We start from the raw sequence: 13,818 nt of genomic DNA, 5'->3' as shown, positions 1-13,818 counted from the left end.
AATTTACTTGGCTTTTTTATGTTCCTTTATAGTACTCGCCTAACCTGCCAAAATGCCTTCTTCCAATAAGGATTATCAAGACTTGAAATGATCACACCTTTTGATGTTGAAGCATGCATAAATTCTCTATTTCCAATATACAGCCCAACATGCCTAACTTTTACACTTGTTTTAAAGAAAATTAAATCGCCTTTTTGCGCATTTTCTAGTGGTATTAGCTGGCCTATTACGACTTGATACTGAGTAGTCCTAGGTAAAGAGAGTTGGTGCAAGTTGTATAAAGCATCTTGAGTAAATGCAGAGCAATCAACCCCACGTTTCGTTGTGCCACCATATTTATAAGGGACGCCTTGCCATTCTTGAAAGTAATCTTGATACGCATCAGACGTTGATAGCTGAGGGTGCTGAATACGAATTTCTTCTTTCGTTAATTGAGGTTCAGGAGAAGAGGCGCAGCCAAATAGAGTGAGTAGAGTAAAAGTTAAAATAAAATGGCGAATCATGTGTCATCCTAGATAAAAAGCAACCTTACTATTTTGACTTATTTTCACAGTTTAACGCAATATTAATAATAATCTTATATATCTCTCATGAGTTTTGTAAATCAAACTGATTAAATGTTGGGCAAAGGTGTGGTATTTGTTCAATCGATTGGATGAATAATCTACAAATGAAATGTTTTGTGACATTTAGCGCTTTCCTTGTTTTTTACAATCATGTAACCTTTGCGTGAATTTTGGAAGTACTTACTTTTAACTAAAATACTCATAATTTAACCATTTGGTACGAAATGTTGTGTTTTATTTGAAGAGCTAAGTCAAAAACAAGGAGTTACAGATGAGTTCGTCTGCATCGCAACAACAGAATCAACAGCAGCCAAAAAGGCCGTTGTTCACACGTTTTCTTGATTCAGTAGAATATTTAGGAAACCTATTACCACACCCAATTACCCTTTTTGCAATCTTTTGTGTGGCAATTTTAGTTTCATCAGGTATTGCTGGTTACTTTGAATTATCAGTAATGGATCCTCGCCCTGAAGGGGCAAAAGGACGAGCCGCTGATGGCATGATCCACGTGGTTAGCCTATTCAATGCTGAAGGCTTACAACTTATCGTTACTAACTTAGTGAAAAACTTTGTTGGTTTTGCTCCATTAGGTACTGTTCTTGTAGCAATGCTTGGTGTTGCAATCGCAGAGCACTCAGGCATGTTATCTGCTGCAATGCGCGGCATGGTAATGGGCGCGTCTAAGCGTATGGTTACAGTAACGGTTGTATTTGCAGGTATTATTTCAAATACAGCATCTGAGCTTGGTTACGTAGTACTTATTCCATTAGCTGCAATGCTTTTCCACTCACTAGGTCGTCACCCGTTAGCAGGTCTTGCGGCGGCGTTTGCTGGTGTATCAGGTGGTTATTCTGCAAACCTTCTAATCGGTACGGTTGATCCACTGCTTTCTGGTATTACAGAAACAGCAGCACAAATGATTGACCCAACTTATACAGTAGGCCCTGAAGCAAACTGGTACTTCATGTTTGTTTCTACATTCTTTATCGCAATCACTGGTGCTTTTGTAACAGAGAAAATTGTTGAGCCAAAACTTGGTAAATATAATGATGAAGAAGCGTCAGAAGATTTATCAAACGATAAGATGGGTAAGCTGACTGCACTTGAGAAGAAAGGTCTTAAATTTGCAGGTGTGGCTGTTCTTGTTGTGAGTGCATTACTTGCATGGACGATTGTTCCTGAAGATGGTGTATTACGTTCAGCAACTGGTACGGTTGCAGGCTCTCCATTCTTGAAAAGTATTGTGGCATTCATCTTTGTATTCTTCGCGGTTCCTGGCTTTGTTTACGGTAAAATTACTGGTTCAATGAAGAATGATCGTGATGTAATCAATGCAATGGCAACATCAATGTCTTCAATGGGCATGTACATTGTTCTTGTGTTCTTTGCTGCACAGTTTGTTGCTTTCTTTAAGTGGACTAACTTTGGTCAAGTAATTGCGGTTGGTGGTGCGAGCTTCCTACAAGATATCGGTCTTACTGGTCCTATGTTGTTCTTCGCATTTATCTTAATGTGTGGCTTCATTAACTTAATGATCGGCTCTGCATCTGCACAGTGGGCAGTAACCGCACCAATCTTTGTTCCAATGCTAATGCTAGTAGGTTACGCACCAGAGACAATTCAAGCAGCTTACCGTATTGGTGATTCAACAACGAACATCATCACACCAATGATGAGCTACTTCGGTCTTATCCTTGCGGTAGCGACACGTTACATGAAGAACCTAGGTATCGGTACACTGATTGCAACCATGCTTCCATACTCAATGGTGTTCATGTTTGGTTGGAGTATTCTGTTCTACCTATGGGTATTCGTCTTCGGTTTACCAGTAGGTCCGGGTGCAGCAACGTTCTACACACCATAACGGTTAATAGAATAAACGCTTAGCTCTGAGTATGTAATTAGCCCTAAGCATATAAATAAAAAGGCGATCTTCGGATCGCCTTTTTTAATTTATTTATTTCTAAATGGTTGCGTCAGCATTTTATCTAGGCGTTGCTCTTTTTCTTTTCTGAAAAAACCAAGCCCGATTTTCATCTCTTTATGCCCATCTATTGGTTTTACTAAATAGGTTTTACTAATGCGATCCCAAATAGATAAAAAGAAACCATAATTATTATGCATTTCAGAAATATGAACAGAATGATGAACCCGGTGGAAGTCAGGCGTCACCAATAACACTCGAATATAACGATCTAACCAGGTTGGGATAAACAGATTGCTGTGGTTAAACATCGCACTGACGTTTAAAGTAATTTCAAACAGAATAACCGCTTCAACTGGAATACCAAGTAAACCAATAGCCGCTATTTTTACCAACATAGAGATAATGATCTCGATAGGGTGAAAACGCGTCCCTGTGGTGACATCAATGTCTTGATCTGAATGATGCATTCGATGCAAGCGCCATAATAAAGGAACACGATGAAAGGCGCGATGTTGCCAATAGATTAACCAATCCAATAACAAGATAGAAAGAAGCCCTGTTAAAAATGATGGCGTGTTTAAATAATTAAATAATCCCCATTGTTCTTGTTGTGCAATAAAAGCAGCATCAATGGCTAATAAAGGCAGAGTGAGACGAAGAATTAAGCTATTAAAAAAGACTAAACCTATGTTACTAGCCCAACGTGTAGATTTTTTTTGCGTTAAGACTTTACGTGGCCATTGGTATTCAGCTAAAGCAAAAATGATGAATGCAACGATAAAGAAGCCCAAGCGTAGAGGGTCATTGTATTCAATCCAGTTAATTTCCATTCGGAATTCTCTTATTAAACTTGTTATTACTCATACTGTAAGTAAAATGCGCTTTTTTTTCCATATAAATAGCTTGGTTATTGCAAATGCGTATTCACAAAGTCCACCAATTACATAAAGAAAGATTAGCACGTTCTACAAAACCCTTTAATGCGCGTGGTGCTAATGTGAACCGTTGTGAGTACTGCCAAGTACATAAAGACTACTGCATTTGTGAGCATCAACCAAACGTTCAATCTAACGCGGCTTTTTTGTTAATAATGTTTGATACTGAAGTTTTAAAACCAAGTAACACAGGCAAACTTATTGCAGACTTAATTCCTGAGACTCATGCTTATCTGTGGTCTCGCACTGAGCCAAATCCAGATATGCTTGCTTTATTGCAAGATGACTCGTATCAACCGTTTGTTATCTTCCCAGAAGAGCAAATTGAAAATAAAGCCCTAGTGACAAATGATATTGTGGTTGAAGAGGGTAAAACACCTTTATTTATTTTACTTGATGGCAGTTGGCGCGAAGCGGGCCGTATGTATCGTAAAAGTACTTATCTACATCAATTGCCTGTGCTGTCATTTAATAGTGAGCACTTATCTAGCTACATTATGCGTAAGGCCTCAAAAGATCACCAGCTATCAACGGTTGAAGTGGCAAGTTTGGTGTTGGATTTATTTGGTGAAAAAGAAAATGCGAAGCATCTAGAGTGTTGGTTTGAGCTATTTCGAGAGCACTACCTTTACAGTAAGCGACCAGTGAAGGGAGCAGAAAGAGGGATGGGGTTAAAACATTTGATTGATTTTCGTACAGAACTGAAAGAAAGCAACCAAATCTAATGGGGATTTGAGGTACATTTCACACAAAATAGAAGGTAATTCCGCCTAGGTCACAGTCTGTATTTATATAAATTAGGTAAGATAACACCATAAAAAATTTAAAATAGATTAGGACAAGGATACCTTATGTACTACGGTTTTGATGTAGGCGGCACAAAGATTGAATTTGGCGCGTTTAATGAAAAATTAGAGCGCGTTGCCACTGAACGAATTCCAACACAAACAGAAGATTACGCATTATTGGTTGATGACATTGCTGACTTAATTGCAAAATATGATGCTGAATTTGGCGTTGAAGGTAAAGTCGGTTTAGGGATCCCAGGAATGGAAGACGCTGAAACGGGTGCTTTATTAACAAGTAATGTACCTGCAGCAAAAGGTCAATTCTTACGTAAAGATTTAGAAGCAAAGATTGGTCGTTCAGTAAAAATCGATAACGATGCGAACTGTTTTGCACTATCAGAAGCGTGGGATGAAGAATTAAAAGACTCTCCATCAGTAATGGGGCTAATCTTAGGAACAGGCTTTGGTGGTGGTTTGATCTTTGATGGCAAAGCATTCTCTGGTTACAGCCATGTAGCAGGGGAGTTAGGCCACTCTCGCTTACCAATCGATGCATGGTTTCACTTAGGTGATAAAGCACCATTATTAGAGTGTGGTTGCGGTAATAAAGGTTGTATTGATAATTACCTTTCTGGTCGAGGCTTTGAACTGCTCTATGCTCATTATTATGGTGAAGAAAAGAAAGCGATTGATATCATCAAAGCGAATGAAGCTGGTGATGAAAAAGCGGTAGAGTATGTTGAGCGTTTTATGGAATTATTAGCAATTTGCTTTGCCAACCTGTTTACTTGCTTTGACCCACATGTAGTTGCACTTGGCGGTGGCTTATCTAACTTTGAATTGATTTATGAAGAGTTACCAAAGCGTCTTCCAAAGCACTTATTATCAGTAGGTCGCGTGCCTCGTATTATCAAAGCAAAACACGGTGATTCTGGCGGCGTTCGTGGTGCAGCATTCTTAAATATTAAAGACTAATCTTGACTCAATATTTAGAATAGAAAATGCAGATACAAAAAGAGCCTCATGTTGTTTGTTATTACTAACAGATAAACAGAGGCTCTTTTTTTGAAATACAATCAGCTGTTTAGCTAAAAGTTAAATAACGGAGTCGTTATTAAGCACAGCATTTTTTGTATTTTTTACCGCTACCACAAGAACAAGGTTCGTTGCGGTTAGGTGTTTTTTCAAAGCGAGTTGTTTTAGGCTTGTTTAATACGCCTTCAAGCTCAAGAATATTTTCTTCTTTCTCAGCATTCACTTCGATGTTTGCGAATAAGTTGTGCTCAGTAAGCTGCGCTTCAATTTCAACTTTACGCTCCTCTGTTTGAACAACTAAAGTTAGTGGTGCTTCTTCAGTACCTAACTTAACGTCACGCTTGGTGTTAAAACCAGAAAGAACGTGATTTTGACGAGTTTCGATACGACCTTTGAAGAACATTTTAGACATCTTGGAGCCTTATAATTTTTGAACACAGTATTTTAGGCACGTTTATACTATAAACGGCAGTGGTGATAAAGGTTTAAAAAAAGTAATCTTGATTTACTCATTCAAGTACAGCTCAGCCATACCATCGAGTTTGCTTTTCACTTCTTTCCAATTTGGCATCACGCTGGTTAATAAGCGCCAGAAGCGTTCGCTGTGATTGTGTTCTGCAATGTGGCTAAGCTCATGCAGTATCACATAATCAATGCACTCTTTCGGGGCTTTGATTAGGTGAGGATTAAGCATCAAGTTCCCTTTGGCAGAGCAGCTTCCCCATTGTTTTTGCATTGGCATCACACGAAAACTTGGAATACCATCAACCCATGTTGCTTGTGGCAATAGCTCTGCTAACCGTTCATGAAAAATACGCTCTGCTTTTACGCCGTACCAACCAGAGACTAACGCTTTGGTTAGGGCCTGTTTGTCGTCATTAAAACGGGTGAGGGTAACAAGCAGTTTGCCTCGACTCATTTTTACGCTGGGTAACGCGGAGTTATCTTCAACCACTTTAAGCACATAGCGACGGCCTAAATAAAATTGCATTTCACCGCTTACATACTGTTTGGTTTCTACATACTCTAAATGGGTACGAAACTCTTTTAGTGCGTCGTAAATCCAACTCGCTCGTTTCATCACGGCATCATGTATGTCGCTTCGCTCTGCGTCATCAGGGGCACTAATCACCACTTCACAGCTAGGATGAACCTTGATGCTAATTTTACGCTTTGCGTTCTCGCTATTGTTTTTTTGAGTAACGATTTTTCTAATAACATTTTTCCTAATAACAGAGTAGGAGACAGCTTCATCACCATAGATAAAGCTGTACTCTTCTTTGTTATTCTCTTTTTCGTTTACCGATGCCATTAATGATGACCTGCTACGCCTAAACGAGTGATCTGGATAATGTCCGCAATCACTAGATTGGTTTTATCCATGCCAATTGCTTTGAATAGAACAGGCAATAGTTGACGGCGGATCTGGTTTTCAATCTCTTGTGGGTTAATTGAAAACTCAGCAACGGCTGCGGTAACTATTTCATCAATTTTTAATGCGTAGTTGAAACGTTCATCTTCGCTCAAGGTATTGGTATCTTCTACGTGTTTTAAGAAAAGACCAAAGTACGCTTGCACATGACGTTTGATTTTTGGATCAAGCTCAGAGAAACGGCCTGTTGGTAACCCTTCAACGTTACGCTCGATCACTTGCTCTTCAAAATCAGCAAATAACAGGTATTGCTTAATAGGGGCATCAAACATCTCTTTGGTTTTATCGATGGCTTGTTTCAATAATTTAGAGAAATACTCTTGGGCATAAGGGTCGTCTGCTAAATCTTGCTCAATCATCTTAGTGATACGGCCTGTTATCACGTCTTTTTTGTTACGCGCTTCATCGTCACTCATCTCTTCTGGTTTGGCGTGTTTCCCCATATTACCCACCAGATAAGCGCCTTCGGATTCTTGAATTTCTACGCCACCAATATGTTTATCCAACATGGTGCGAATGTTTTCTGCATATTCATCGTAATCGACCGTTTCTTCGGCATCTTCACGGGCTTGTTTACGCAGATCAGACATGGATTTTAAGGTCTTTTTGTATAAATCTCGTTTGTCGTCAAAACTCTTATCTTCAAAGTAGGTTGCCGATTGCAGTGCCACTTTTAAACAGTTAGAGAACGCGGTTAATGCGTCATAAAAATCGTTACGTTTTTTAAGATTGGTATCCGTTAATAATCCATCAATGGTATCGATTTTTGGTGCTAACGCTTGGCGCAATGCAGGGCCATCTTGTTTGTTTGATACGCCATCAAAAATAGCCCAGAGATCGCGATATAAGCCTGGTAATTTTTTGTATTCGGTATCCATGCGATGGTAAAGACCCTCTAGGTCATCAATATCAAAACCACCTTTAATGCGCTCTTCTAGCTCTTGGTAGTTTGCTATCGATGCATCAAGCTCTTTTAAAATGCCACGATAATCAATCAAATAGCCAAATTGCTTTTTAGCGTGCAAACGGTTCACACGCGCAATGGCTTGAATTAAGTTATGTTGTTTAAGCGGTTTATCAATGTAAAGCACGGTGTTTTTTGGCTCATCAAAGCCGGTGAGTAGCTTATCAACCACAATCATGATGTCGGGGCCGTCGTCTTTACTAAACTCATCAATAATGTGTTTGGTGTAGGCCTTTTCATCACGCCATTCTTTTTCTGTCACATTGGCTTTCCACCAATTTTGTACTGTGTCAGTGCTTTCACCATCAACCGTGTCATGGCCTTCACGAGTGTCAGGCGCAGACATTGCAACAACCGATGTCACTTTACCTATCTTATCCAATAGCTTTTTGTACTGAATGGCAGAGGCTTTAGAGTCACACGCCAATTGTCCTTTTAAGCCTTGGTGTTTAAAGTTTTGGAAGTGATCAGAAATATCATGGGCGATCAGCTCTAAACGTCCTTCGGTTTGGTAAATTTGCCCTTTTTGAGCAAATTTTTTCTTTAAATCCGTGCGCTGTTTTTCTGATAATGTATTGGTAATACGGTCAAACCACGCATCAATGGCTTTGTCGTTGGTGCTGAGATCAGGAATGCGCTCTTCATACAATAGTGGGGTAACGGTTTGGTCTTCTACCGCTTGCTGCATGGTGTAAGAGTGGATGATCTTACCGAATTTATTTTCTGTTTTATCGTCTTGCAGCAGTGGGGTGCCCGTAAATCCAATATAAGCGGCTTTGGGTAGCGCTTGTTGCATACGAATGTTGTTTTCACCGTTTTGGCTGCGGTGCCCTTCATCTACTAATACGATAATATCCGGGCTGTTGTTGTAACATTCTGGTCGCTCAATCGCGGTACCAAACTTATTGATGATAGAGAAGATAATACGCTCATTCCCTTTACCAATTTGCTCGGCTAGGCGTTTTCCTGTGGTCGCCATGGCCTCTTTTTTATCTTTGTCTGATAATGCGCCACCAGAGGCAAATGTTCGAGCCAGTTGGTCTTCTAAATCCACTCGGTCAGTAACCACAATCACGCGACATTTTGCTAACTCTTTAAGCCAGATAAGCGCTTTAGATAAAAACACCATGGTGAACGATTTACCAGAGCCTGTGGTATGCCAAATTACGCCACCATTACGAGCGCCCAGATCATCAAATGAGGTGATACGCTCCACTAAAGCTTTAATGCCAAACACTTGTTGATAACGCGCAACAATCTTGCCGACTTTTTTATCAAACAGGGTATAAAGGCGAGTCATTTCTAATAGACGGTCATGACGAAGTAGCGACATCAATAAACGGTCTTGATCAGTCACCATTAAATCACCGCCTGAGATCAGCGATATATACTCTTCACGCACCTTATTCGGGCGATGGTTAAAAATACGGTCGAAATTTTCTGGTGATAATGGCGTGTTTTTTAAGCGTGAAAAAGTGTGCTCTGTGATTTCTTCTTCTTTCCATTTCGCCCAAAATTTACTTGGGGTTCCGCAAGTAGCGTAGCGTCCATCGTGTCCATTCACCGACATGACCAATTGGCTATAAGCGAATAGGTGAGGGATGCAATCTTGTTTTTGATTACGAATGGTTTGAGATACGCCTTCTTCAATGGTGGGCTTTCCTACCGTTGAGGAGTCTGGGCGCTTGGCTTCTATCACGACCCAAGGCAAACCATTTACGAAGCAGACCATATCAGGAATGTAGTTTTTGGTGCCGTGGGTGTTTTCGACTTCAAGCTCTTCAGTAAAGTGGTATTTGTTGTTGTCAGGGTATTCCCAATCAATGATCTGAATGGTTGGATTGGCTTTTTTGCCATCCACAAACTCAGTGACGCTAATGCCATACGTTAGTGAGTTATACAGCTTTTCATTGGCGTTTTTTAAGCCTTCATTCATGGCTGGGTTGGCTAATTCTTGAATGATTTTATCAATCGCATTTTTTGATAAATGATGCTCTTTACCCATGAATGAATAGGTTTTGTGTTGCAGCACATCACGCAATACATTAGGTAAGATGACGCTTGATAAGTTACCACGCATAACTGTGCAGTCACTTGGTGGAATGAACTCATAACCAAGGTTGGTTAATAACGTGAGCGCAGGAATTTTTGCGCTTTGTTCTTCTTTGAAGTTAGGGACGGCGTTAGTTGTCATCGTTGTTTTTATCTCGTGCAAGCAGTAGCTGTCGTTCTTTTTCAAGCTGTATACGAAGCTCTTCTTCACTTGGTAGTTCCATCATGTATTTTGATGCAAACAAGTGTTCACTGTCATTGAGTACCGAATATTTTGCCACCGTATGGTTGTTTTCAGTACACAGAATTAAGCCGATGGTCGGGTTATCATCACTGCGGCGTTTTTTCTCTTCATACATACGAACATACATGTCCATTTGCCCAACGTCTTGATGGGTGAGCTTATGCATCTTTAAATCGATGAGCAGAAAGCACTTTAGATGGAAGTTGTAGAACACTAAATCAATGTAATAGTCTCCATCATCGGTACTAATACGTTGTTGACGCTCGACAAACGCAAAGCCTTTACCGAGTTCTAGTAAGAACTTTTGCAAGTTATCAATTAAGGCTTGTTCTAGTTCGCTTTCATGTACCTGACTAGAGGGCAGGTTAAGAAAATCGAGAATATAGGGATCGCGAAGATAATCTTTTACATCTACTGCTAGTGGTTTGGTGTTTTGCTCTGCTTCATCCAGCACTGACTGTAGATCATGCTTACCCGCTTGGGTTGCAAGTAATCGTTCGTAATAAAGCGTTCCCATTTGCCTTTCAAGAGCACGAACACTCCAGTTCTGTTCTGCTGCCTCTTTTAAATACCAAAGGCGAGCATGTTCGTTTTCGATGCTAATCAGTTTATTGTAGTGAGACCAACTCAAATCGGCAGACAGTGTCTGCCGATTTGGAAATGCCTGATAAAAACTGCGCATATTTCTTAGGTTGCGTACTGAAAAGCCCTTACCGAACTCCTCTGTTAACGACACAGAAAGGCTTTTCAGCACTTGCTTGCCATACTCTGCGCGTGTTTCACCTTGCTGTTCACCTTCCACAATTAAACGGCCTATTTGCCAATAGGTTTGCACCATGGTGGTGTTGACGGTTTGTGCGACCTGTTTTCGTCCCTCAACCAGTAAAGTACGAATATTGTTTAACAAGTCGGTGTTTAATTGTGAAAGATGATTGTTCATTAGGCGGCCTCTACTTGTACTCTTCTCTTTCCTGTCAATAACTGCTGCATCAATGCCTTTTTCTCTTGCTTTAAGTGAGCAAGCTTAGCTACTAACAACTCGATTTCTTTATCGGCAGCGGTTAGAACTGAGGCGATTTTTTGTTGTTCTTTTAATGTTGGCAAATGTAATGGATATTCCTTTAAGCGATCCATTTCGATTCCAGTTTGACCAGACGTTCTTCTCGAAAAAGATTCAATATACTCAAACAAAGGTTCAATACTCAAAAAGAAAAACATAAATTCTTTATCTATTTTTACGCAAGGAATTGCTTTTATTAATGCCACGTTATAAGCCCCTTCAATACCTCTCAAAATTTGAAAAATTGGAGGTCCATATCGGCCAATCATTACATCATCAATTTTGCATCGTTTTTTAGCTTTTTCTATCGGAATATATGTCAAAAATTTATCTGACTTATAGTCTCTAATTTGAATTAATCTGATATAACCATCTTTATAATGATCAATAAATGTTGCTCGCGGTGGTTGAGCACCTCCGGAGAAAGATATGTAATCGGCAATAACTCCTTTTTCCCAATCCCCCTCAAACGCTTTACCCGTTTCAGGATCAACCAAACGCTTTTTACCCGTCAACAACTGCTGCATTAAAGATTTTTTCTGCTGTTTACTGGCATCAATCAGCTTTTCAGTGGTTGCAATTGCCTTATCCCATGTAGAAAGGATTTGAGCGATTTTGCGTTGTTCGGAGCATGGTGGAAGGTTTAACTCAAGTCGGTCAAATTCTTTTTGTCCCAATGTCTTGTTTCGACCTGCTCCTCCAGGCGAGGCAAGCCCTAGAAGGTATTTCCCTTTTGGGGTTTTAAAGAAGTAAACTAAATAGTCAATATCACACTTACCTTTTTTAGGAAAAAATTGTGGGAACCTATGAGAAGCTATAAACCCATGCTCTTTTTCACTTATTTTGGCAATAGCTTGCTCCCAAGCAAAAACAATATTAACTACAAATGCATTTTCGATTACTTCAAATACTCTTTTATTTCCAATTTCAGAAGAAGTAACCTTTTCTTTGTGAAAGATTCCTTTCCCGTGTGAACGTATGCCTATTTCTCGGTAATAAGTACCTACTTCAGGTTTTACGGGAACAACAACTCTGTCAAGAATGTCTGATATCCTTTTTTTCGACCAACCATTAGGCATCATAACCTAACTCCTCTAGGTAATTTGCCATCTCAACTTCAAGGTCAGCCAATTCAGTTTGCAGTGACAAACGCTCACCACGCACTGCCATCAAATCAATTTCCGCTTCTTCTTCAAAGGTATCAACGTAGCGAGGAATATTAAGGTTGTAGTCGTTTTCGGCAATCTCTTCTAATGTGGCAAGGTAAGAGTACTTGTCCGTAGTCTCACGCGCTTTGTAGGTATCAACAATCTTCTGAATGTTATCGCTCGTTAATACGTTTTGGTTCTTGCCTGATTTAAACTCACGAGAGGCATCAATAAACAGAACTTTGTTGTCATCTTTTTGTTTTTTGAACAACAAAATTGCAGCAGGAATACCTGTACCAAAGAATAGCTTTTCTGGCAGGCCGATAACTGTATCTAATAGGTTTTCATCAATTAGCTGTTTACGGATTTTACCTTCTGAAGATGCACGGAATAGCACACCGTGAGGCACAACTACACCCATGCGACCGCCCTTGCTTGTTGGAGTAGCAGGTTTTAACGTCTCAATCATGTGTGAGATAAATGCATAGTCACCTTTGGTTTTTGGTGGTACGCCACGGCGGAAACGACCAAAGTGATCGCTTTCTGCATCTTCATGGCCCCATTTATCCAAAGAGAAAGGAGGGTTGGCTGTTACGACATCAAAGTGCAGTAGACCGCCTTCTTTATCTTGAAGTTTAGGGTTACGAATGGTGTCACCCCATTCAATACGGTGGTTGTCTTCACCGTGTAGGAACATGTTCATTTTTGCCAATGACCATGTAGAGCCAATCGCTTCTTGGCCAAACAGTGCATATTGCTTAGAACCGCCAAAGTTTTTCTGAACTTGCTTACCACATTTCATCAGTAGTGAGCCAGAGCCACACGCAGGATCACAAATGGTGTCGCCTTGTTGTGGCTCTAAGATGATAGAAAGCAGATCCGATACTTCTGGTGGAGTATAGAATTCACCGGCTGATTTACCACTGCCAGCCGCGAAGTGTTTGATTAGGTATTCGTAAGCGTTACCAATGACATCTAACGACCCAACACGGCTTGGGCGTAGGCTTAATGCTTCTTTACCAAAGTCTTCTAATAGGTGACGTAGAATGTCATTTTTTGATTTCTCATCGCCCAGTTTATCGGTGTTAAAGCTAATATCTTGGAACACGCCTTTTAATTTAGTGCCGTTTGCTTCTTCAATGGCGTGTAGCGCTTTATCAATACGTGAGCCGTTACCTGCTTCAAAGCGTGATTCATACAAATCCCAAAACGTAGAGCCAGTTGGAATTTTGAATGATTGGCTTTCCATCATTGCCGCAATCAGCTCTGGCTCGTCACCATATTCTTTAGCTAATTCATCTACTTTGTCTTGGTGAACATCTGAAATGTATTTTAAGAACAGCATGGTTAAGATGAAATCTTTGTAGATAGATGGATCTACGGTGCCGCGGAAAGTATCACAAGCAGACCATACGGCTTTGTTGATGTCGTCTTGGTTGATTTGGGTATGTGGCATGGGTTACCTAGCTGTTATGTGTAACGCTTATTTATACCAATCTACCCAATTATCTGAACAACTACTTATCCAGAATGGTATTAGTGCTAATTAAGCGAATGAAATATGGGGATATAATACGTGGTTATGATGTTTTTTTATAGTCATTTTAATCAAGATAGGAGAGAAGAAGGCAGGCAAAGTAGTAAGCGCAATATGACGAAACAACTTC

At 40.1% G+C, this 13,818-nt stretch carries 11 protein-coding genes; 3 read left to right on the top strand and 8 right to left on the bottom strand.

Annotation, left to right across the window (positions count from 1 at the left end):
* Positions 1-26: 26 nt before the first annotated feature.
* Positions 27-503 (bottom strand): C40 family peptidase, encoded by a 477-nt coding sequence (locus tag PVK70_RS02660; RefSeq protein WP_130047525.1) that lies wholly within the window; start codon positions 501-503, stop codon positions 27-29.
* Between the two features lie 334 nt (positions 504-837).
* Between PVK70_RS02660 and PVK70_RS02655 the strand changes: the two genes are divergently transcribed.
* Positions 838-2,430, top strand: coding sequence for an AbgT family transporter (locus PVK70_RS02655; protein WP_130047524.1), 1,593 nt, complete (start codon positions 838-840; stop codon positions 2,428-2,430).
* 89 nt (positions 2,431-2,519) lie between these two features.
* On the opposite strand, the gene PVK70_RS02650 is transcribed toward PVK70_RS02655, so the two are convergent.
* Positions 2,520-3,323, bottom strand: a complete 804-nt coding sequence (locus PVK70_RS02650; RefSeq protein ID WP_130047523.1) for a sterol desaturase family protein — start codon at positions 3,321-3,323, stop codon at positions 2,520-2,522.
* Between the two features lie 86 nt (positions 3,324-3,409).
* Between PVK70_RS02650 and PVK70_RS02645 the strand changes: the two genes are divergently transcribed.
* Both PVK70_RS02645 and nagK read left to right on the top strand, forming a co-directional pair.
* The gene (locus PVK70_RS02645; RefSeq protein ID WP_130059994.1) at positions 3,410-4,153 is read left to right on the top strand and encodes a tRNA-uridine aminocarboxypropyltransferase; all 744 of its coding nucleotides are present in this window, start codon (positions 3,410-3,412) and stop codon (positions 4,151-4,153) included.
* Between the two features lie 126 nt (positions 4,154-4,279).
* Positions 4,280-5,191, top strand: coding sequence for an N-acetylglucosamine kinase (gene nagK / locus PVK70_RS02640; RefSeq protein ID WP_130047521.1), 912 nt, complete (start codon positions 4,280-4,282; stop codon positions 5,189-5,191).
* Between the two features lie 139 nt (positions 5,192-5,330).
* Here nagK and PVK70_RS02635 read toward each other — a convergent pair whose 3' ends face one another.
* The 6 genes from PVK70_RS02635 to PVK70_RS02610 form a co-directional block, all read right to left on the bottom strand.
* The gene (locus tag PVK70_RS02635) at positions 5,331-5,663 is read right to left on the bottom strand and encodes a PBPRA1643 family SWIM/SEC-C metal-binding motif protein (RefSeq protein WP_105054831.1); all 333 of its coding nucleotides are present in this window, start codon (positions 5,661-5,663) and stop codon (positions 5,331-5,333) included.
* Between the two features lie 93 nt (positions 5,664-5,756).
* On the bottom strand, positions 5,757-6,563 hold the full coding sequence (locus PVK70_RS02630) for a M48 family metallopeptidase (RefSeq protein ID WP_130047520.1): 807 nt from the start codon (positions 6,561-6,563) through the stop codon (positions 5,757-5,759).
* Positions 6,563-9,841 carry a type I restriction endonuclease subunit R gene (locus tag PVK70_RS02625; protein WP_130047566.1) on the bottom strand — a complete coding sequence of 1,093 codons (3,279 nt, stop codon included), beginning with the start codon at positions 9,839-9,841 and terminating at the stop codon, positions 6,563-6,565. Before PVK70_RS02625 ends, PVK70_RS02630 begins: the two co-directional genes overlap by 1 nt.
* On the bottom strand, positions 9,831-10,883 hold the full coding sequence (locus PVK70_RS02620; RefSeq protein WP_130047519.1) for a PDDEXK nuclease domain-containing protein: 1,053 nt from the start codon (positions 10,881-10,883) through the stop codon (positions 9,831-9,833). The genes PVK70_RS02625 and PVK70_RS02620 overlap by 11 nt, the downstream gene beginning before the upstream one ends.
* On the bottom strand, positions 10,883-12,085 hold the full coding sequence (locus tag PVK70_RS02615; protein ID WP_130047518.1) for a restriction endonuclease subunit S: 1,203 nt from the start codon (positions 12,083-12,085) through the stop codon (positions 10,883-10,885). Before PVK70_RS02615 ends, PVK70_RS02620 begins: the two co-directional genes overlap by 1 nt.
* Positions 12,075-13,607: a type I restriction-modification system subunit M gene (locus tag PVK70_RS02610; RefSeq protein ID WP_130047517.1), complete on the bottom strand. Its 1,533-nt coding sequence runs from the start codon at positions 13,605-13,607 to the stop codon at positions 12,075-12,077. The genes PVK70_RS02615 and PVK70_RS02610 overlap by 11 nt, the downstream gene beginning before the upstream one ends.
* Positions 13,608-13,818: the final 211 nt, after the last annotated feature.

This window comes from Aliivibrio sp. A6, from assembly GCF_028765505.1.
Lineage (GTDB): Bacteria > Pseudomonadota > Gammaproteobacteria > Enterobacterales > Vibrionaceae > Aliivibrio > Aliivibrio finisterrensis_A.
This window is presented reverse-complemented; position numbering and strand designations above follow the sequence as displayed.